Annotated in this window: 18 protein-coding genes and 4 pseudogenes; 10 read left to right on the top strand and 12 right to left on the bottom strand. The window is 71.2% G+C overall.

Features of this window, described 5'->3' with window-relative positions:
• The coding region (locus BZY54_RS06585) for a glycoside hydrolase family 65 protein (protein ID WP_086723597.1) at nt 1–2,057 on the bottom strand (2,057 nt) is incomplete at its 3' end.
• Nucleotides 2,058–2,632: 575 nt separating this feature from the next.
• On the opposite strand from BZY54_RS06585, the gene BZY54_RS06575 reads away from it, so the two are divergent.
• A complete protein-coding gene (locus tag BZY54_RS06575) occupies nt 2,633–3,085 on the top strand; it encodes a universal stress protein (protein ID WP_086723592.1) in 453 nt (150 codons plus the stop codon).
• Nucleotides 3,086–3,161: 76 nt separating this feature from the next.
• On the opposite strand, the pseudogene BZY54_RS06570 reads toward BZY54_RS06575, so the two are convergent.
• A pseudogene (locus BZY54_RS06570) lies at nt 3,162–3,631 on the bottom strand (substrate-binding domain-containing protein); the annotation flags it as partial.
• Here BZY54_RS06570 and BZY54_RS06565 point away from each other — a divergent pair.
• Together BZY54_RS06565 and BZY54_RS06560 are read left to right on the top strand one after the other, a co-directional pair.
• Nucleotides 3,535–3,941: pseudogene (locus BZY54_RS06565) on the top strand (TIM barrel protein); the annotation flags it as partial. The pseudogenes BZY54_RS06570 and BZY54_RS06565 sit on opposite strands and share 97 nt — an antisense overlap.
• 149 nt (nt 3,942–4,090) lie before the next feature.
• Entirely contained in the window at nt 4,091–4,504 is a 414-nt protein-coding gene (locus BZY54_RS06560) for a VOC family protein (RefSeq protein ID WP_086723591.1), read from the top strand.
• Nucleotides 4,505–4,757: 253 nt separating this feature from the next.
• Here BZY54_RS06560 and BZY54_RS06555 read toward each other — a convergent pair whose 3' ends face one another.
• The 4 genes and pseudogenes from BZY54_RS06555 to BZY54_RS06540 all read right to left on the bottom strand — a co-directional run bounded on the left by BZY54_RS06555 (nt 4,758) and on the right by BZY54_RS06540 (nt 7,947).
• Nucleotides 4,758–5,438, bottom strand: a complete 681-nt coding sequence (locus BZY54_RS06555; protein WP_086723590.1) for a methyltransferase family protein — start codon at nt 5,436–5,438, stop codon at nt 4,758–4,760.
• Nucleotides 5,439–5,677: 239 nt separating this feature from the next.
• Nucleotides 5,678–6,014: pseudogene (locus BZY54_RS52850) on the bottom strand (CbtA family protein); the annotation flags it as partial.
• A gap of 143 nt (nt 6,015–6,157) precedes the next feature.
• Entirely contained in the window at nt 6,158–7,312 is a 1,155-nt protein-coding gene (locus tag BZY54_RS06545; RefSeq protein ID WP_086723596.1) for an MFS transporter, read from the bottom strand.
• 59 nt (nt 7,313–7,371) lie between these two features.
• Nucleotides 7,372–7,947 (bottom strand): Chromate resistance protein ChrB, encoded by a 576-nt coding sequence (locus BZY54_RS06540; RefSeq protein ID WP_341868671.1) that lies wholly within the window; start codon nt 7,945–7,947, stop codon nt 7,372–7,374.
• Nucleotides 7,948–8,123: 176 nt separating this feature from the next.
• Between BZY54_RS06540 and BZY54_RS06535 the strand changes: the two genes are divergently transcribed.
• Nucleotides 8,124–8,600 (top strand): hypothetical protein, encoded by a 477-nt coding sequence (locus BZY54_RS06535; protein WP_143668013.1) that lies wholly within the window; start codon nt 8,124–8,126, stop codon nt 8,598–8,600.
• A gap of 73 nt (nt 8,601–8,673) precedes the next feature.
• Here BZY54_RS06535 and BZY54_RS06530 read toward each other — a convergent pair whose 3' ends face one another.
• Nucleotides 8,674–9,639: a hypothetical protein gene (locus BZY54_RS06530; protein ID WP_086723588.1), complete on the bottom strand. Its 966-nt coding sequence runs from the start codon at nt 9,637–9,639 to the stop codon at nt 8,674–8,676.
• Between the two features lie 69 nt (nt 9,640–9,708).
• On the opposite strand from BZY54_RS06530, the gene BZY54_RS54695 reads away from it, so the two are divergent.
• The 3 genes from BZY54_RS54695 to BZY54_RS06510 all read left to right on the top strand — a co-directional run bounded on the left by BZY54_RS54695 (nt 9,709) and on the right by BZY54_RS06510 (nt 13,176).
• Nucleotides 9,709–10,104 (top strand): heavy-metal-associated domain-containing protein, encoded by a 396-nt coding sequence (locus tag BZY54_RS54695; protein ID WP_341868670.1) that lies wholly within the window; start codon nt 9,709–9,711, stop codon nt 10,102–10,104.
• A gap of 87 nt (nt 10,105–10,191) precedes the next feature.
• Entirely contained in the window at nt 10,192–12,471 is a 2,280-nt protein-coding gene (locus BZY54_RS06520; protein WP_086723586.1) for a heavy metal translocating P-type ATPase, read from the top strand.
• A gap of 390 nt (nt 12,472–12,861) precedes the next feature.
• Nucleotides 12,862–13,176 carry a MerR family transcriptional regulator gene (locus BZY54_RS06510; RefSeq protein ID WP_086723585.1) on the top strand — a complete coding sequence of 105 codons (315 nt, stop codon included), beginning with the start codon at nt 12,862–12,864 and terminating at the stop codon, nt 13,174–13,176.
• Nucleotides 13,177–13,408: 232 nt separating this feature from the next.
• Here the strand turns inward: BZY54_RS06510 and BZY54_RS06505 are convergent, their stop codons facing one another.
• The 5 genes from BZY54_RS06505 to BZY54_RS06490 all read right to left on the bottom strand — a co-directional run bounded on the left by BZY54_RS06505 (nt 13,409) and on the right by BZY54_RS06490 (nt 16,996).
• The gene (locus tag BZY54_RS06505) at nt 13,409–14,557 is read right to left on the bottom strand and encodes a PDDEXK family nuclease (RefSeq protein ID WP_086723584.1); all 1,149 of its coding nucleotides are present in this window, start codon (nt 14,555–14,557) and stop codon (nt 13,409–13,411) included.
• A gap of 305 nt (nt 14,558–14,862) precedes the next feature.
• Entirely contained in the window at nt 14,863–15,027 is a 165-nt protein-coding gene (locus BZY54_RS52845; protein ID WP_244216998.1) for a hypothetical protein, read from the bottom strand.
• Entirely contained in the window at nt 15,024–15,191 is a 168-nt protein-coding gene (locus tag BZY54_RS52840; protein ID WP_244216997.1) for a hypothetical protein, read from the bottom strand. Before BZY54_RS52840 ends, BZY54_RS52845 begins: the two co-directional genes overlap by 4 nt.
• Before the next feature lie 201 nt (nt 15,192–15,392).
• Nucleotides 15,393–16,337, bottom strand: coding sequence for an RNA polymerase sigma-70 factor (locus tag BZY54_RS06495; protein ID WP_086723583.1), 945 nt, complete (start codon nt 16,335–16,337; stop codon nt 15,393–15,395).
• On the bottom strand, nt 16,334–16,996 hold the full coding sequence (locus tag BZY54_RS06490) for an NAD-dependent epimerase/dehydratase family protein (RefSeq protein ID WP_086723594.1): 663 nt from the start codon (nt 16,994–16,996) through the stop codon (nt 16,334–16,336). The genes BZY54_RS06495 and BZY54_RS06490 overlap by 4 nt, the downstream gene beginning before the upstream one ends.
• 666 nt (nt 16,997–17,662) lie before the next feature.
• Here BZY54_RS06490 and BZY54_RS06485 point away from each other — a divergent pair.
• From BZY54_RS06485 to BZY54_RS06475, 3 genes and pseudogenes are all read left to right on the top strand, one after another.
• The gene (locus BZY54_RS06485) at nt 17,663–18,493 is read left to right on the top strand and encodes an SDR family NAD(P)-dependent oxidoreductase (RefSeq protein ID WP_086723582.1); all 831 of its coding nucleotides are present in this window, start codon (nt 17,663–17,665) and stop codon (nt 18,491–18,493) included.
• A gap of 279 nt (nt 18,494–18,772) precedes the next feature.
• Nucleotides 18,773–19,555: a DUF1963 domain-containing protein gene (locus tag BZY54_RS06480; RefSeq protein ID WP_086723581.1), complete on the top strand. Its 783-nt coding sequence runs from the start codon at nt 18,773–18,775 to the stop codon at nt 19,553–19,555.
• Between the two features lie 34 nt (nt 19,556–19,589).
• A pseudogene (locus BZY54_RS06475) lies at nt 19,590–19,834 on the top strand (winged helix-turn-helix transcriptional regulator); the annotation flags it as partial.
• Nucleotides 19,835–19,993 lie beyond the last annotated feature (159 nt).

The following is a 19,993-nucleotide window of genomic DNA, read 5'->3' as shown; positions in this document are numbered from 1 at the left end:
TGCAGGTCGGCGACGTCGCCGCGCAGGGCCTCCTGGACGTACGTCCATGCCTCGGAGCGCCGGCAGCGGGCCAGGACCCAGCCGTGCACGAGACCACTGAGGGTGGAGCCGTGACTGGTCCGGTCCAGGTAGTGGTCGAGGGTGCGCTGCCAGAGCTCCTCGTCGAGGTGGTGGCCCAACCGGCTGAAGAGAGAGACCAGTTCTCCGGGTGAGAAGAGGTAGCCGAGCATGAGGACATCGGCCTGCTTGGACGCCTTGTAGCGGTTGACGCTGTCGCCCTCGGCCTCCAGGATCCGGTCCAGGCGGCGGATGTCGCCGTAGCGCCTGCGGTAGCCGGCCCAGTCGAGTTCCGCCAGCTCGCCGTAGCCCTCGAACTGGCTGATGACTCCGTCGTGGAAGGGCACGTACAGCGTGCGGGAGATCTCCTCCCACTGTTCGAGTTCGGCGCTGTCGAGGCCGGCGCGTTCGACGAGTTCGCGCCGGCGCGGTTCCGGCAGGGTGCGCAGCATCTCCAGGGCGCGGCCGAGCACCCAGGCCGCCGTGACGTTGGTGTAGGCGTTGTCGTCGAGGCCGGGCCGGTCGGCGTCCGGGTAGGCGTCGTGGTACTCGTCGGGGCCCATCACGCCCAGGATGCGGTGCCGCCCGAGGCGTTCGTCCCAGGTGGCCGAGTCCGCCCAGAAGCACGCGATCTGCAACAGCATCTCGGCGCCCGTGGTGTGCAGGAACTCGGCGTCGCCGCTCGCCTCGCAGTACCGCCACACGTTGTACGCGACGGCCGAGCCGACGTGCCGCTGCAGATGCGAGTGGTCCGGCAGCCAGCGCCCGGAGCGGGGGTTGAGGTGCAGCCTCTGGGTCTCCTCCCGGCCGTCGCTGCCGCTCTGCCACGGATACATCGCGCCCCGCCGGCCGATCGCGCGTGCGGCCGCGCAGGCCCGCCCCAGCCGCCGGTGGCGGTAGTGCAGCAGGGCCCGGGAGACCTCGGGGAAGTGCACGTTGAGATACGGCAGGACGAACAACTCGTCCCAGAAGACGTGCCCGCGGTAGGCCTCGCCGTGCAGGCCGCGGGCGGGCACCCCGACGTCCAGGTCGGCGGTGTGCGGGGACAGGGTCTGCAGCAGGTGGAAGAGGTGCAGGCGCAGGATGCGCCCCGGCTCCCCGGGAACGTCTACGGCGGCCTCGCGCCACAGCCGCTCCCAGGCCGCCCGGTGGCTCCGCAGCAGGTGATCGAAGCCCGGCGCCGTCTCGACCCGGTCGGTCGCGGCGCACAGCGGGTCGCTGATGGCCGGGTCGCGCGAGGTGTACAGCGCGGCGGTCTTGTCGACGGTGGCCGTGCGGCCCGGCTCCAGGCGCAGGCGCATCCGCTGGATCGCACGCGGGTGCTCGTGCCGGCTTGTGACCGGCCCGCCGCCGGTCAGCCGGGTGGCCATGCCGATCCGGATGTCGGAGGTACGGGTACGGCAGCGCAGCCACACCGTGCCGGGCTCTGCCGTGCCGGTGTGCACATGGGTGAGGTGACGGCCGTCCAGATCCAGGTAACGCAGCACCCCGGCGTTGGTGACGCCCCCGTCGATCGCCGCCTCGACCTCGAGATCCGCCGTGAAGCCCTCGGCGGTGAGCTCGGTGCGCAGTGCGGCCAGGTGCGGATCGGCCATGTGCACGATCCGCTGCTGGCGCACGATGAGCGCCCGTCCGTCCCCGAGCCCGTAGCGGGTACGGCGCTCCAGAAGACCCGAGTCCACGTGCAGGATCTGCTGGTGGTCGAGCACGGTCGCCGTGTCCGGGGTGAGCCAGGGGCCGTCCGCGAGCCGGAAGCGCAGCGGCAGCCAGTTGGGCAGGTTGACCATGTCCTCGTTCTCGACCTCGCGGCCCGCGACCTCGGAGGTGAGCCGGTTGTAGCACCCCGCCAGATAGGTTCCCGGGTAGTGCACGTCGTCCGCGTCGCACTCGGGCAGGACCCCCCGGGTGGCGAAGCAGCCGTTGCCCAGCGCGCACAGCGCCTCCCGCAGTCGTTCCTGGGCGGGGTCGTAGCCGTCGTACGCCCAGGTCTCCGCCGTCACCCGGGTCACCACGGCCGTCACCGCCGTCACCGCACGGTGGACGCGGGTGGCGACGCGACGGCCACCCCCGGATGCGCGGCCACGGCGACGCGCGGCGGCACCTCCGACCGGGCTACTGCCCGCTCCGCGCGGTCACGTGCGCCTGCCCGGTGGGCCGCGATCACGCTCGGATCCGATCCGTCGACGCCCACGGCCAAGGGCAGTTCCATCGTCCCCACCGCCTTTCGTCGGCCTGCCGCGTCCTGCCGCGACAAGTGGTCCCGTTGTCACCGTCGCATCCGGGGCCGTCGGACGCGAGGGCGGTCCGGCTCTTCACGGGGGCGTTCGCCCACCGGGCCGAGGCTGTGAGCGGGAACGGATCCGGAAGCCGACGCGGACTGGGGAGCGGACGCGGATTCGGGAGCAGGCGCCGGCACCGGGGCGCCCGCGCCCCGGCTGGCGCGGTGCCGCCGGGCCGTGCAGCGTGGACGTAGGCGCGTGACGGGAGGACGTGGACGCGGAGAGGTGCGGGGCCGTGGACACAGGAACGTTCAGGCACGTGGACGCAGGGACAGCGACCGCTGAGTGAGGCGGCCATGCAGCTCTCTGGAGCGCAGCGCCGGGTGGTCGTGGGCGTGGACGGTTCGCCGTCGTCGTACGCCGCGCTGCGCTGGGCGGCGGGATACGCCCGGCTCGTCGGCGGTGTCATGGAGGCGATCCACGCCTGGGACACACAGTCGGTCATCGGCTGGACCGGACCGGCGATCGACCCAGAATTCGACCTCTGGCAGGCTCGGGAACGCTTCACGGAGGAGTTGCGGAACGTGATCGCGTACGGCCACCCCGTGCGTCTGGAGGAACACCTCGCCGAGGGCGACCCCTCCGAGGTGCTGATCCGGGCCTCCGAAGGGGCGGAACTCCTCGTCGTGGGCGGCCGTGGACGCGGCGGCTTCGCCCGCGCGATGCTGGGCTCGGTCAGCCAGCGCTGCGCCCAGCACGCGGCCTGCCCGGTGGTGGTGGTCCGGCAGGACCACGACCACGCGCGCTGAGCCGGCCTCTCGTCTCACTGCGCTCCCCGTGCAGCCCGCCGCCCCTGTCCGGAGGGGCACGTTCAGGCGGCTGGGCCGGAGGCGGCCCGCTGGTGCCCCGCACCACCAGCTTGGGATCCAACCCACTTCCCGCGGCTCCAGTTCGGGGTTCTTCAGCCGCTCCACGGCGAACCGCACCGCGTGCTCCGCCATGGTCACCGCGTCCTGGCGGACCGTCGTCAGGCCGATCGGCATCAGGTAGGAGAGGTGGTCGTCGTCGTATCCGACGACGGACAGGTCACGCGGGACCTCTGCACCGGCCCGCGTCAGGGACATCAGCAGACCGATCGCGTTGCGGTCGTCGCCGGCGAGAACCGCCGTCGCCAGCGGCTGCCCGTGCTCGCGTTCCGCCGGGAGCAGGCGGCCGGTCTCGACGCCCGACCGCTCTGTGTGGTCGCCGGCGAGCACCTCCCCTGTACAAGTGGTCCTCGCGCGACGAGACCGAGCGGCAGACCCCCGCCCGCTGCTGGAAGCGGATGATCGAGAACACGGCGGACCTCGAACGCCCGCTGATGAACTCGGAGTTCAACGACCGCCCCGAGCGCGCCGCCGGGAACGAGGCAGCGTTCTGACGCTCGCGGGAGGAGCCGCTGCCGCTGCTGGAGCGGGAGGGCGTCGCGCTCGACATGGAGGCCCACCCGGACGACTTCTGCGAGTTCTGCGAGCAGAACACCCCGCCGTCGACCTGGCCCGGGCGATCAACAAGCCCAGGGTGAACTGTCTCTACGGCGCCCCGCACAGCTTCCACCTCTCGGGGCCCTCGGAGGTGGGCGCCTGCATCGCCGCGATGATGCGCTACGCCGGGGACAGGCTCCGGATCTCGTCGCGCCCGACCGGGCCGCCACAAGGGTCCGGCGCTGTCCCTGTGGGGCAAGGGCGTGCGTGGTGCCGCGCCGGCGCGCCGTTGTCAGTGGTCCGCGTTACTGTGCGCGCAAGCAGCCTTCTGCACCGTCCAGGGAGGTTCTCATGGCAACGCGTCTGAACCCTTATCTCAGTTTCGACGGCACCGCCCGACAGGCGATGGAGTTCTACAAGGACGTCTTCGGCGGCACCCTGGCCGTCAGCACCTACGGTGACGTGGGCCAACCGGACGGCCCGGACGCCGAACGGATCATGCACAGCATGCTCGAGACCCCGACCGGCTTCACCCTGATGGCGTCCGACGTCCCGCCCGGCATGGAGCACGCCCGGGGCACCAACTTCGCGGTGAGCCTGAGCGGCGACGACGACGCCGAACTGCGCGGCTACTGGGAGAAGCTGTCCGCCGGCGGCTCGGTGTCCGTGCCTCTGGAGAAGCAGATGTGGGGCGACGTGTTCGGCATGTGCACAGACCGGTTCGGCATTCCGTGGATGGTCGACATCACCGGGGCGCAGAGCTGACGGGACGACCTGGCACCCCGGGCACGCGCCGGGACCAGGGCGGCACCGCGCCCGATGACGCCTCCCCGGCCAGGTCATCGGGCTGCCCTGCGGCGGGGCCGTACTTCTTGGCGCCCGCGCCCTCCGATCGGCAGTCGCTGAGCAGGCCGAAGGCAAGCACCCTGCTCGCCCGTGCCCGGGCGGGTCGGCCGCTACGGACGAGGGAAGACCTGCTCGCCCGAAGTCCGAGGGGTGCCCCGTCCGCTTGTAGCGGTCAGTACGGGTCCGCCGGCCCGCCTCGGCCCGGACTGGACTGCTGCTGCTCGCCATCGGCGTGGGACGGGCCGGCACGGGCGGGACGTATCCGGGGGATCAGTGCAGGGACTTGAGCGCGGTAGGCGTCGTACGATGCGCCGAACTGCCGGGCCATCAGGCCGTCCTCTGTCCGGACCCTCCACAGCAGCCAGGGCACGGCCACCACCAGGATGGCGATCCAGACGCCGAAGCCGCAGGCCAGCATGCCCCCGACGATCAGGCCGAGCAGTCCGGTGTAGATGGGGTGGCGGACCAGCCGGTAGGGGCCGTCCGTCCGCAGCTCGTGGTGTTCCTTGACCAGCGGGACGCTGGCCCACATCGTGCCCAGAACCCAGCGGGCCCACAGCAGCAGGGCGGTGGAGGCGACCGCGAGCAGTCCGCCCAGAAGCGCCGGCTCGGGCTGCCAGTACTGCAGATGGCGCCAGAAGCCCTGGGTGTCGCCCACCAGAGCGGAAAACAGGTAAGCGCCCGCGATCAGCAGCAGCCGGCGCGGCAACGTGCGCCGCAGTCCGCGCGCCCAGCCGCGCAGACCGGCCTGGCTCCTCACGCCGAAGTAGACGGCGCCCGCGATCCAGGCCGCGACGAAGATCAGCACGCAGACGCCGATGACCACGACGAGTGCCGAGTGCAGAGAGCCCATGCCTCAAGACTGCTCCGCGCAGGTAGTGGATCACCAGCACCCACGGGTCGATGGAGAGCTCTCCGCCGGCCTCCACCCACGGATGGAGAGCCCGGACGCTGTATGAGCTGCCGGGGCCGGCCCGGAACCTGTATGAACTCCGGCGACCGTCCCAGCACCTGTATGAACTCCGGCGACCGTCCCGTGACCCGGGTGAGCCGCCGTGACCAGCGCGGCAGCTCACCCGAGCCACGGGGCCGTCAGCGGGATGCGGTCCAGGCTCCCACGTCGGGAGCGTGTTCTTCTGTGACCGTCCCGGCGGCCCGGGGCCCGAGTACCCGCTCCGCCGGCACCCCGAAGACCAGTCCGAAGGAGGTCCACAGGGTGGTCTGCACGGCCAGGGCCGCCAGACGGAACTGCCGCAGGAGAGTCGCCGAGGAAATTCCTCGGGACCTCGTCGACCACCGGCTGGAACGCGTAGGCCAGGCCTACGGCCAAGAGGAAGAAGGCTCCTGCGGCGAGCGTGGCGTTCCAGTCGCCCAGGCCCGGCGTCGCGAGGCGCTCGCCGAGGACCACGGTGGCCACGGCGAGCAGCACGCCGGTGCTTGGCTGTCGGCATCGACAGTCTTGCGGCTGCTGCTCGGGCGTCGGAACCTCGAAGACCAGGACGCGAGGGGCTGCGGACGGCGAGGCGAGGGGGACGACGGCGTCGGGGCCCGAGCCGAGCCTGCCGGGCAACGTCATCCCCGGCCCGGTGATCGCACCGGTGCCGTGCGCTGGGCCAGGGCGAGGAGGGGCAGGCCTGCGGCCAGCAGGACGGCGAGGGCGGCGTATCCGTAGGTGAGCGTGGCGGTGGCGGCGACGGCGCCGACGATCAACGGGCCTCCGGCGTCGCCGAGTTCGCGGCCCAGTTCGGCGGCTCCCATGGTCTGGCCGAGGCGCTCGGCGGGGGTGGCGTTGGCCAGGGCGGCGAAGCCGAGGGGTGTGATCACGCCGGTGCCGATGCCGATGAGTGCGGCGGCGAGCAGCACGCCGACCGGGCCGGGCAGCATCGCGGTCGCGAGTCCGGCCACGGTGACGGCGAGTCCGGCGGCAAGTCCGGTGCGCACGGTCAGGCGTTCCGCGTCCAGGGCGCGGCCGATCCGGGGCTGCACGACGGCCGCGCACAGGGCGAGCACGGAGACGGCTGCGCCGGTGGTGATGGTGCCGAGCCCGGCGGCGGCGCCGGAGACGGGCAGGAAGCCCACGCCGACGGAGAGCGCGGCGGTGGCGGCCGCGAGTGCGCCGGTGGGACCGAGGAAGGAGGGGTCGGCCAGGCGGCGGGCGAGATCGAGGACGGTCTGGCGCCGGCGCGGCAGGGGCGGCACGTGCGGGACGGCCGTCGCCACCCAGGCGGCGACCGCTGTGCCGAGCACGGCCAGGACGGCGAAGAGCAGGCGCAGCCCGCCCACCCACACCAGGACGCCGCCCAGGAGCGGACCCGCGGTGTAGCCGATGGATTTGTAGAAGCCGTAACTGCCGAATGCCCGGCCGTGTGTGGCCGTGGGACTGAGCCGGGCCACCAGCGCCGAGGCCGCCGGTGAGAACGCCGAGGCGGCCGCGCCCTGGCCGAGGCGGGCGGCCCACAGCCAGGCCGGGCTGCCGGCCACGGCGTATGCGGCGGAGGCGAGCGCGAAGGCGACGAGGCCGCCGAGGATCACCGGGCGGGCCCCGATGCGGTCGGCGAGGCTGCCGAAGACCGGCTTGAGCAGCACCTCCGCCCCGTCGTACAGAGCGAGGAGTCCACCGAGCACGAGCAGGGAGGTGATCGCGTCGTGGGAGAAGCCGCCCAGGTTCGCGGCGATGCCGTGGGCGCCGAAGGCGGTGGTGAACCCGGCCGCGTACAGCGGCCACATCCGCGCCGGGACGGACGTGCCGCCGGAACGGGGGCCGGCCGGCGCGGTGGGTGTGCCGGTCATGCCTCGCCTCCGTCCGGGCCGGGTCCGGCCTGGTGCAGGGCGGTGAAGACCTGTTCGGTGTAGTCCTCGAAGTGTTCGGCGCAGTCCTTGAGTCGTCGCTCCGCCTCGTCCGCACCGGTGGAGCCGAAGACGTCCCGTGCCTTGATGTCACGGTGCCAGCGGCGCAGTCGCTCCAGGCTCTGCTCTTCCTCTTCCAGTTCGGCCAGGGTGAACTTGCGCTGCCGGATCTCCTTGTCCAGTTCCGCCAGGTACTTGTCGCAGTCGGACAGGAACTCGCGCCAGTCGTCCTCACGGGCCGCGCAGAACATCGCCACGAACCGTTCGGCGTCTCCTGGGCTCCGGCCGGCCGCGGTCAGAACGACGGCCTCACCGTCGGCGCGTTCGGTCAGCTGCACCGCGCGGGTCACCCCGTCGGCGAAGACGGGCACGTCGGGGGCCGCCCACACCCCCTGGCCCAGCGAGAGCGCGCCGATCTTGCGCAGTTCCCGCCACACCGCCACCCGGTGCCGGGACGGCTGCGCGGGGATCTTCAGGACCAGCATCAGCCAGGAGGTGTTCACGCTCTGATTCACATCGCAAAAAGTAACAGTCGTTACATGGGACTTCGAGAGGCCCGTTACCCGAGCATGCGGCCCGGGCGGAGCACCGGACGGGCCACCGGCACCGGACGCAATCCGGCGGAGCCCCTGGCCCGTATGAACTGCGGGCGGAAATTCTTCGTCCTTTCTAGCGCTCAGCAGGAGTCCCCGTGAACTCCACCCACGCCAGAGACGTCCCTGCGTTGACAGGCGCGGCAGCGTCTTGTGCCCTGGGCAACACGGTGTTGCACACGCTGCTGATCCCAGATCATCTTGAAGAGAAGTTCTACATCGGCGTCCTGTTCGCCACGGGCAGCGCTGTCATGCTCGTGGTCGCAGCGGGTCTTGTGCTCATGAAGCGGCCCTTGGCGGCCTGGCTCACCGGTGCGCTCGTCAGCCTCGGCATGATCATCGGCTTTGCACTCTCACGCACCATCGGCCTGCCGTTCGGCTACTACGAAGCCGGCTGGGAAGCGCCGTACGGTCCCCTGTCCCTGCTTGTCGAGGGCCTCTTCGTGACGATGTCCCTTGTGTGGCTCGGCGCCGGAGGGGCGCAGGGCGTCGCGGTCCGCCTGCCGTCCGGAGCGAACCGCGAACGGGTCCCGGCCGGTCGCGGCGGAGGAACACACAGATCTCCGGGCGCATGAGACATGGCGACGACGGCCTGGCGGCCCGCACCGCCGGGCCGCCCGGCGACACCGGCATCGCGCCTGAAGGACCTCAGTGCGCATGTCCCGGCCCATCTTCGGCAGGCGCCCCCTCCATGGCCTTCCCGGCGGCCTCCGCCGCGCCGCCCACATGGACCGTGAAGGCCGCGGTCCGGACCTTTCCCTCGTGCTTGAAGTCGAGGAACAGCCGGTAGTCGCCGGGGCTGGGAGCCGTCACCGTGAAGGAGATCTCCGGGCCGGGCGCGGTCCTGCCGTCCCCCGGTTCTCCGTTCGGATGGACGTGCAGGTAGGCGAGGTCGCCGGAGCGCAGGGCGACGAGGTGGCCGTACGCCCCCAGGTAGGGCTGGAGGTCCCGCACCGGCTTGCCGTCCCTGGTCACCGTGAGTTTCAGTTCGCCCGCCCTGCCGGGGGTCAGTTCGCCGTTCAGCTGCAGGTCGTAACCCTCCACTTCCGTCGTGGAGTTGAACCTGGGCAGCGGGTCCGGTGCGTAGTTGCCGGACACGGCGAGGTCGGCGCCGAGGGTGAGGGACCGGCCACCTCGCGGCGTGAAGTCGGCGAACACCCGGTAGGCGCCGGCCTTGGGCAGATCGACAGGGATGGACCAGGTTCCGTCGGCGGCCCGGCTCGGGTGCAGATGGCGGTAGACGGTCAGGTCGCGTGAGGCGAGGATCAGGTGGAGTTCCTTGCCGTGCTCGCGCTGGTAGGCGGTGACCCTGCGGCCCGTGCCGTCCTGGACCACGGCGAAGCGAAGCTCGCCCTTCGTGCCGGCCGCCAGGCGGGGGGTGCTCAGGTCGAGCGTGTATCCGGCCCTGGAGACTTCCAGACCTCCGGGCGGCGTGGCTTCGTGACCGCCGGCATGTCCCCCGTGCTCCGCCGCTTCCTGACCGCCGCGCCCGGCGTGAGCGCCGCCCTTCCCTTCGGGCGAGACGGCATCGACGGCGTTCCCCACGCCGTGGGCCGTACCGAAGGTCGCGGCGAGTGCGGTGGCGAAGACGCCGATCTTCAGGCCGGTGCGCATGACTGACTCCTCGTCTCATGGCCGCTCGTCGTCTGGGCGGCCCGGGGTGTCAAGGTACCCCCCGGGGGTATGCAGTCAAGAGGGATCCGCGCTTGCGTTCCATACGGGTGGGGGGTATACATGAAGCCACCCTGGGTACCCCCCAGGGGTATATGCGAGTTACGGATCTCGGAGGTTCCCTTGTCGGACTGCTGCACCACTGACGGAAGCTGCCACTCCGCGGCGAAGACCAGGACGACCTACAAGGTCGGCGGCGTGGGCAGTGCCCACTGCCAGGGCGTCGTCGCCAAGGCGGTCGGCGACGTGGACGAGGTCACCGCGGTCGAGGTCGAGATCGGAACCGGCCTGGTCACCGTGACGACCGCCACGGACCTCGGCGACACCCTCGACGCCCTGGTCGCCGAGGCCGTCGACGAGGCCGGCTACGACTTCGCCGGCCGCGTCACCCCCGCCGCCCCCGCCTGATCCGAACCCGGGCGGGGCCGTCCCTCTGTCCGCGGCCCCGCCCCCTCCCCTCGCGCATTTCGCGTCCGTGAGCTCCGAGGAGCAGACATGACCACCACCACGCCCGGCGCCGCCGAGGTCGAACTCGCCATCGGCGGCATGACCTGCGCCTCGTGCGCCGCCCGGATCGAGAAGAAGCTCAACCGCATGGACGGGGTCGAGGCCACCGTCAACTACGCCACCGAGAAGGCGAAAGTCACCTACCGCGAGGACGTCACGGTCGCGGAGCTGATCGCGACCGTCGAGGCCACCGGCTACACCGCGCAGCGGCCCGAGCCGCCCCACGCCTCCGGCTCCGGGACCCCCGGGACCGCGACCGGTGAGACAGGTCGAGCCGAGAACGACGAACTGCGGCCGCTGCGGCAGCGGCTCACCGCCGCCGTCGCACTGGCCGTTCCCGTCATCGCGATGGCCATGGTCCCGGCGCTGCAGTTCGACTACTGGCAGTGGCTCTCGCTGACGCTGGCGGCGCCCGTGGTGACGTACGCGGCATGGCCCTTCCACAAGGCCGCCTGGACGAACGCCCGGCACGGCGCCGCCACCATGGACACGCTGATCTCCGTGGGCACCTCCGCCGCGTTCCTGTGGTCGCTGTGGGCGCTGTTCTTCGGCACGGCCGGCATGCCCGGCATGACACACCCCTTCGAGTTCACCATCGCCCGCACGGACGGCGCCGGGAACATCTACCTGGAGGCCGCGGCCGGCGTCACCGCCTTCATCCTGGCCGGGCGGTACTTCGAGGCACGCTCCAAGAGGAAGGCCGGCGCGGCGCTGAAGGCCCTCCTGGAGCTGGGTGCCAAGGACGTCACCGTCCTGCGCGGCGGACGCGAGGAGCTCATCCCCGTCGCGGAGCTGAAGGTGGGCGACCGCTTCCTGGTCCGGCCCGGCGAGAAGATCGCCACCGACGGCACGGTGCTCGAGGGTTCGTCCGCCGTGGACGCCTCCATGCTCACCGGCGAATCGGTCCCCGTCGAGGTCGGTGCCGGGGACGGTGTCACCGGCGCCACCCTCAACGCCGGGGGCCGCCTGGTCGTCGAGGCCACCCGCGTCGGTGCCGACACCCAACTCGCCCGCATGGCCAGGCTGGTCGAGGACGCGCAGAACGGCAAGGCGGCCGCCCAGCGGCTCGCGGACAGGATCTCCGCGGTCTTCGTGCCGGTCGTGATCGCCCTGGCCCTGGGCACCCTGGGCTTCTGGCTGGGCAATGGCGCCGGCCTCAGCTCCGCCTTCACCGCAGCGGTCGCCGTGCTCATCATCGCCTGCCCCTGCGCCCTGGGCCTGGCCACACCGACCGCCCTCATGGTCGGCACGGGGCGCGGCGCCCAGCTCGGCATCCTCATCAAGGGCCCCGAGGTCCTGGAGGTGACGCGCAAGGTCGACACCATCGTCCTGGACAAGACCGGAACCGTCACCACGGGCCGGATGACCCTGCTCGCCGTGCACACCGCCGCGGGCAGCACCGAGGACGACGTCCTGCGTCTGGCGGGAGCCTTGGAGCACTCCTCGGAACACCCCATCGCACAGGCGGTCGCCTCCGGTGCCGCCGCCCGGATCGGCACGCTGCCCACACCCGAGGACTTCGCGAACCTCGCCGGCCTCGGTGTGCAGGGCGTCGTCGAGGGGCACGCCGTCCTCGTCGGACGCGAGCAGCTGCTGACCGAGTGGGCCATCACCCTGCCCGTCGAGCTGCAACGGGCCAAGGCGGCGGCCGAGGCGGCCGGGCGCACGGCGATCTCCGTCGCCTGGGACGGAGAGGCACGAGCGGTCCTGGAGGTCGCCGACGCCTTCAAGGAGACCAGCCCCGAGGCGATCGCGCGACTGCGCGCCCTGGGCCTCACGCCGATCCTGCTGACCGGCGACCACCGGGCCGTCGCCGAGTCGGTCGCCGATCAGGTCGGTATCGCTCCCGAGCATGTGATCGCCGAGGTCATGCCGCAGGACAAGGTGGACGTCGTCAAGCGCCTGCAGAGCGAGGGGCGCTCCGTCGCGATGGTCGGCGACGGCGTCAACGATGCCGCCGCCCTTGCCCAGGCGGACCTCGGTCTGGCGATGGGAACGGGGACGGACGCCGCCATCGAGGCGGGCGATCTCACGCTGGTGCGGGGGGACCTGAGAGTCGCGGCGGACGCCATCCGCCTGTCCCGCAAGACACTGGGCACGATCCGGTCCAACCTCTTCTGGGCCTTCGCCTACAACGTTGCCGCTCTCCCCCTCGCCGCCGCCGGCCTGCTCAACCCGATGATCGCGGGCGCGGCCATGGCCTTCTCGTCCGTCTTCGTCGTCGGCAACAGCCTGCGGCTGCGCGGCTTCCAGCCGACCGACCGCTGACCGGGGCTGGGGCTGCGGCTGCGGCTGGGGCTGCGGCTGCAGCTGCGGCGCAGGGTCATGAGGGCGGCTCCCGTATCGACGCCCTTGCCCCGGGCCGCGGCCTCCGAGGCCACGTCGTCGGACTCGTACGGGCCTGAGTGCTCGGCTCCCGGGCCCGGGCGGACCAACCGCCCGGACCCGGCGGCGTCTTCTCGACGTGGTGGCGTGGCTGGATGTGGTGCGGTGGTTCGATGTGATGCGGTCGCTCAACGCGGTGCGGTGGCCGCGGCCACGAACATCGGGAGCGCCAGGAAGAGCCGGTCGGACGCGGCCCGGGCACGCTGCTCGGCGATCCAGTGGTCCGTCCGCACCCGGGGAACGGCGCCGGCGGAGCAGGCTCCCTCGGAAACGATGGGGCTCCTCGCACCCACGCGCGACACCGCCGGCCGCCGCCGCTACGGCGCCGCCGATCTGACCCGCGTCGCGATCATCCTGCGCGCCAAGGAAGCCGGGCTGTCCCTTGACCGCATCCGTTCTCTGGCAGCCACAACAGTTCCCGTGCGGCGACGAGCCGTCCTGCGCGAAGAGGCCGATGCACTGCGGTCCCGCATCAGGGCCGCACAGGCGTCCCTCGATCTCATCGAGTGCGCACTCGACTGCGGTCACTCTGACTTCACGCAGTGCGAACATTTCCGGCGGACGGTCGCCGAACGCCTCGGCCCGTGAAGCCTGCGCAGAACGAATGGCCTCCCCACGGGGCGCCATGGGTCCCGTAGGCGGCGCCGGTATGGGGGCATGCGTTCCCATTCGGTATGCAGGTGTGCACCACATCGGTCCTACGACCGACCGGCCCTGCACCGGTCACCGCACGCCACCGCTGAGGCGATCAACAGCACCGTAACAGCACCGCCACCCGATGCCAGGCCGATCGCCGACCGGACCGCGCCGTCGAGCCCGGTCAGGCGGAGGCCTCCCGAGCATCCATGAGCCGCTGAATCGCAGCCAGGATTCCCTCCACCGCACCGGGCTCGGCTGCCAGAGCGGTCAATGGGACCGACGGCCATCCCTTGTAACCCTTCTCCCGTTGCACCTCCAGCTTCCTCTCCAACTCGGGGACGGTCGGCAGTGACTCCGCGAACGCCGCCGCTCGGTCGAGGCCGAGGTGGTGGGTGATCGACCCAAAGCTCAACGCGAGTTCTTCCTTTGCCGGGTTGTCGTACAGGGACAGCGTCCAGATCGGCACCTGTCGTCCGGCGACGGTGTAGTGGACGGACATGCTCGGATACTGAGCGGTTCCGCCCTCCAGCCGGCCCTTGGCTGCAGCGTGGTCGAGAAGGGCCGCCGCGATCCGCCTCGGTTCCGGTGCGAGGCGGGTCCGCAGCACCGCGTCCATGTCGGCACGTGTGGTCCTCTGAGCGGTGCGGCGGCCCGACGGGGACTTCGCTGCCGTGGCGACCTCGCCGTGGATGCGCGGAACAAGGACGCGGAGGTCTCCGTCGCCCCGGTACTGGGTCAGTTCGACCGCGTACACGTCGGTCTGCCGCATCTGTCGGTTGAGGAACTCGACGATCGCCCTCAGTTCCAGTGGGATCCGGTCCGCGACGAACAGCAGCCGCATATGGCCGGAGGCCAACCGTTCCTCGACCGTCGTCCAGAATTCTTCCGGGGAGCGGTCGCCGAGCAACTCCGCGTACGCCTCCTCCAGCGACTGGCCGTCCTTGGCGCAGGTCTCCTCGAAGGAGCGCTGAAGCAGCGCTCCGGGCCAGTAGCGTGCTCCGTTCGCCGCGTAGTCGAGCATCTGCCCCACCACCTCGCGCCGGATGCGCGTATCGCTCGCCCGCTTGACCTCCACCAGCGTCGGCACCCCGTCGGCGTCGACGAAGAGATGGTCCAGCCAGTAGGCCGGGCCGCTCTCCGCGCTCGTCGCAACACCCATCTCCCGCGCCACCAGCACCAGCCGCAAGGGCCGTCCATCGGCCAGCGAGCCGAAGTCCAGCACCCGAGGATGGCGCGCGAGGAGTTCCTGGAACTCCGCCTCGGTCTCGAACGCGGCCGGCTCCAGAGCCTGCAGATCGCTCCGGAGGACGAATACCGACTGATCAGTCACCGGTTACCCCACCCCTGTGGTCTCGCGTCCGTGGTCGATCATTGATTCCACGTCGCCGCCATCCCGTGAGGAAGGCGGCAAGAGCCTGATCCTAGAGTCGACTCCCGCTACGGACAGACGCATCCGGCAAAGCGCGCAGGCGGTTCATCGTCGCCAACGTCGCACAGCGCGCCGGTGCGGAGCGCCCTCTCGGTACGGTCTACTCGCCGAGTGGCAGAGCATCAAAACTCACCTCGATGATCTGACACGAAACATCGCCTGTACGAGCTGCCGCTCGTTGCTCCCTCCATGACAGCCAGGACCCATCAGGCGTTTGACGGCTCGTGATCCAGGTGGACAAGCCCTTCGATCGAGCTCAGACGGTTTTGCAGGACCGGATCGGGGGCTCGGGTGGTGGCCAGCAGGAGGACCTCGGTTACCGGGTGCTCGGGTGCATAGAGGTCGTCTTCTTCGTCGTCACCGGGAATCACGTGGGCTGGATCTCGATCTGCACGACGTGGCCCTTGGCGAGACGGTAGACGCCTCGGTAGTCACTCTCGCGCTCAGTGAAGACCAGCGCGAGGCGGTCGCTGACGGGCCGGGCCAGCTCGCCGGCGGTGTGGGTGCTGGTGCCGTAGGCGTGGTGGTCGGTCATGGTGCACCAGACCCTACGTCGCGAGGATGGACGGGCGCTCGACCGATTGGCCGCGTTCGAAGCGCGCTCCGGCGCGGGCAAGAGCGACAAGGTAGCGGGCGTTCACCGCACGTCACATGACGCCCGGCATACCGGGGTTCCGGCGTGGGCCAGAAACCCCGGCGGTGGAGTGCGGCGAGCAGCTCGGCCGGGAGTGTGGCCTCACGTGGTCGCGTTGTCCGGCCGTTGCGTGGAGCGGCGAGCCCGGTTCGCCTCACGGACAAGCGCCCAGGTGTCCGCCACCGGGCCTATGTGCCGGAGCTTGTCGGGGTTGAGGACGGTGCGGATCGCCTGGATCCGCCCGTCGAGGATGTCGAGCACCCAGGCGCTGACGACCTTGCCGTCGCGGTCACGGAGAATCGCGCCCGACTGGCCGTTCACCTCGTGCGGCTCCACGACGCCGCCGACCTCGACGAACAGCGGGGCGAACGCGGCGACCAGTCGGGCCACGTCGTCGACGCCGAAGGCGCCGTTGCCCCACAGCGGGGCCTTGCCTCCGTTGTCGCCCATCATCTGCACGTCGGCGGCCAGCAGCTCACGCAGCCCGTCGACGTCGCCTTCGCGGAAGGCGTCGAAGAACCGCTCGGCGAGTTCCTCGCGTTCCCTCCGGTCGGCCTCGAAGCGGGGCCTGCCCGCGTCCATGTGGCGGCGCGCCCGCACGGCGAGCTGGCGGCACGCCGCCTCGGAACGGCCCACGGCCGGGGCGATGTCCGGGAAGCCGAACGCGAACACCTCCCGCAGCACGAAAACCGCGCGTTCCAGCGGGGTCAGCCGTTCCAGCAGCAGCAAGGCCGCCATGGACAGCGAGTCGGCCAGCTCCGCCGCGCGCTCCGGGTTCTCGTACGAGTCGGTGAGCACCGGCTCGGGGAACCATGTCCCGACGTACTCCTCGCGTCGGACCCGGGCCGAGCGCAGCGCGTCGATCGAGATGCGGGTGACCACGGCACACAGGAACGCCTTGGTCGAGGCGGGCTGGGCCGGGGATGCTTCGTAGCGCAGCCAGGTGTCCTGGACGGCGTCCTCGGCCTCGGTCACACTGCCGAGGATTCGGTACGCGATCGCGAACAGCAGCGGCCGCAGCTCCTGGAACTCCTCGGTCCCGTTCACGCCGGCTCCTTCTCGAAGCCCTGCCGCCAGGAGGGGTAGCGCAGTTCCCGGCCGAGCTGCCGCTTGGCCTCGGCGTTGGAGAATGCGCGCCCCTCGGTCATCATCACAACGGCCGCCTCCCCGGCCGGCAGCCGGGCCGGCCGCACCGGAACCCGCATCGCACCACCGGCTCCCACGACCCTCTCCTCGACGTGGCGGATCGCCTCCATGCCAGGGGCCGCGGACGTCCCCGCCATCGAGTCCAACGGGTCCTCCTCGGTCTTCACCCAGCCGCCCTCGCGGATGCCGTTGCGGTTCGCGTCCCCCTGCGCGACGACGTGGGACACACCGGTCGCGTCGGCGACGGCCGGCAGGTGGTCCGTCCCCTCGGTGCGCAGCCGGTTGGTGGTGGCGAACCAGCGCTCCATGTGTTTCATGTCGGGCTTGCCCGCGATCGCGGTCATCTGATGCACGATCGTGTCCGGTCGCGCCTGGGCCACAGCCTCACCGACCGACGCCGCGTCCAGACCGTCCATGACGACGCCGTCCGCGCCCAGCCCTTGCAGCAGGCCCAGCCTGGCCGCGCTCGTCGTCGCTGTCACCTGATGGCCACGGGCCACGGGCTGCGGCACCAGCCGCAGCCCGAGAACAGCGCTTCCCCCTGCCACGAACACCCGCATGTCCATCGCCTCTCTGAGCTCGGAGCCTTCTCTGCGACCCGAGACGAGACGGCCCCGCCGTCTGTGACATGGGCAGCGAAGAACGGCGAAGGGTCGTCGCGTCGGGCGCGACCAGCGTCCACCGACACGACGAGCAACTGCTTGCCGCCCTGACCAGCGCGCGGCTCGCACGGCTCCGGGTGCAACCGCGCCCCACTGCCTACGTCACGCAGGCGATCGCGTCAGGACCGAGACGTGGTGAGGCCCACTCGCGCCACAGCCCGGCGATGTCGAACAGCACCGCGGCCCGCTCCAAGGAGCACGGACGTCGGGTCGGCCGATGCCAACTCAACGGCATGAGCCGGGATCCGCGGAAATTCCTGATCTCTTTCTCCAGCGGTACGACGGCGCAAGGCACATCACATGCGTCCATGTCACAGCTCGCCCGGGCTGTCTCGTCTCAGAGGTGCAGCCGTCGACGACCGCGAGGGAGTTCACCTTGGTGCCCGCCCGCCTCTCCTCAAGAGCCCGCTCACGCCCAGGTCCGTGTGCCGCATCGCTTCGGCGCACCGCAGGCCCGGTCCTGGACGAGGCGGCCCGCCGGTCAAGCCACGCCGAAACTGACCCCACCCACCCCGCCCATCCCTCAGGGCTGTAACCGCCACTTCGACAGATTGGAAGGACACCATGAGCAAGGTCTGGTTCGTCACCGGTTCGTCCCGCGGCCTGGGCCGCAGCTTCGTGGAGGCCGCACTGTCCCGCGGCGACCATGTGGCCGCGACCGCCCGGAACACCGAACACCTCGGCGAGTTGGTCACCGCCCACGGCGACGCGGTTCTTCCACTCGAGCTGGACGTGACCGACAAGGGCGCCGTTCATGAGAGCGTGAAGCGGGCCCGAGAGCACTTCGGCCGTCTAGACGTCGTCGTGAACAACGCGGGCTACGGCCTGTTCGGCGCTGTCGAGGAGCTGACGGAGCGGGAACTGCGAGACCAGCTGGAGACCAACCTGTTCGGCGCGGTGTGGGTCGTCCAGGCCGCACTCCCTCACCTGCGCGAACAGGGCGGAGGACACATCATCCAGGTCTCCTCGGTCGGCGGCGTCACCGCCATGCCGCTCGGCGGCGGATACCACGCCTCCAAGTGGGCCCTGGAGGGCCTGAGTGAAGCCCTCGCCCAGGAGATCGCCGGAGACGGCATCAAGGTGACCCTGGTGGAGCCCGGCTCCTACGCGACCGAGGCGATCGCCGGCGCCGTCCACGCCGAGGCCGACCCACGCTACGACGGTCTCCGCAAGGCCTTCGCCGCGTTCGCCCAGACGCTCGACCTCGGCGACCCGGCCGCCGCAGGCCGAGCACTCCTCAAGATCGTCGACGCCGACAACCCGCCCCTGCGGGTGTTCTTCGGCACCCAGGGCAACCAGATGCTCCAGCAGGTCTACACCGACCGGCTCACGACCTGGGCGGACTGGCAGGACCTCGCGGTCGAGGCTCACGGACAACACCCCCAGCCCCGGTAGCCCGAGTTGAGGCTCCCCATTCGTACGGCGGTAAGGGAGCACGGCCGGGTAGGCCGCTCGGACGGGTCCGCAGGACGATGGTCCGGATGGCCCGTCGGGTTCCTGCCGCCTCATGGCGCCGACCCGCTCTCAACCGGCAAAAGTCGCAACCGAATTCGACGCCGTAGTTCCGCACACGCCTCAGCCCAGGAAGCTCAGCCGCACCTGACGGTTCGGGTTGCGCTCGTCGGTGTCCGCCGACCTCCGTGGAGGTGACGTCAGCCTGGCTAGGGTGTCGCCGTGATCGACGACTGGAACAGCGACAGAGTCAACCGCTTCCGCGCCGAGGCGGCGTCCCGGGGGCTGCCGGGGGACGAGGTGGAGGAATGGATACGGCTCACCTTGCCGGGCGTGTACTGGACGCAGGGTGGTGACGGACCACTCGCGGCCCGGATGGGCGGTGACCCGCTGCTGCCGTTGGACGCGCCGAATGCGTCCTACCCCTTCGTCGCGTCCGTCGACTGCGCGCTGCTCCCGCCGGGCGCTGCGGGGCTCCCCCTCCCCGCCGACGGCCACCTGCTGTTCTTCGCCGAACCCAGCGTGAGCTTCGCGGGCCTGATGACCGACGCCGTGCGATACGTCCCCGCCGGAACGCCGACAGCCGCCCGTCGCGTCGACAGCTGGCACGAGCCGTTCGCGTCGCATGGCATGCGCACGATGTGGCACCACCTGTCCCAGCCCGACCCCGAGAGCTTCGCCGAGGCCAGGTGGGACGACCCCGACGACGAGCAGTACGAACTCGCCGACGAACTGGAGAGCGCCTGGACTCACGTGGGAGGCTCCTGGCCCACGTGGACCTTCGCGCTCCGCGGCAACCCGGTCGTCGTCAACGACGACCCGATGTCCCTGGCACGGGACAGCACGCCGGAAGCAGGGGACGCCGACGACTGGATGCTGCTGGCCACCTGGCGTTGCGGCGAGGCCGTGAAGGAACTGGACATGGGCGTCATCAGCTGGCTGATCCGCCGCCAGGACCTGGCGTCCCTGCGCTTCGACCGCGTCTACGGCCACGTCGACATGTGACACTCGTCCCTGCATCGCGAGGGGGACTGAACATCTGCTGCGCCGTATGCCGGGCGTCTCGCAGAAGACGCTGTCGGTCACCTTGCAGAACCTGGCGCGGGACGGCCTGGTCGCCCGCCGGGTGGAGCCGACCGTGCCGCCCGCGGAGCACTACCCGGCTCACTGCCCTCGGCCTCTGCCTGGAGGAGCCCTTCGCCGCGTCGCGCATGGGCCGAGGAGAACATGCCGCGGATCGATGAGATGCGCCGGCGTCAGGCGGCCGACGGGCGACGACACTGAGGCAGGCTGCGCGGGCGGTCGGTGGTGGTCCTGCTCGGCCGGAAGCAGGGCGCTCAGCCGCTGCCGATGCGCCTGCCGGGCGAGTTACCTCGCCCGCCGCATCGCCGCTGCCGCGGGCCCGGCGTGTTGCGCCGCCTCCGGGCCGGTTCCCCTCGCACG

This window comes from Streptomyces carpinensis (assembly GCF_002154505.1).
Lineage (GTDB): Bacteria > Actinomycetota > Actinomycetes > Streptomycetales > Streptomycetaceae > Streptomyces > Streptomyces carpinensis.
Note: the sequence above shows the minus strand (reverse complement) of the source record. Positions and strands in the feature narration are given on the sequence as shown.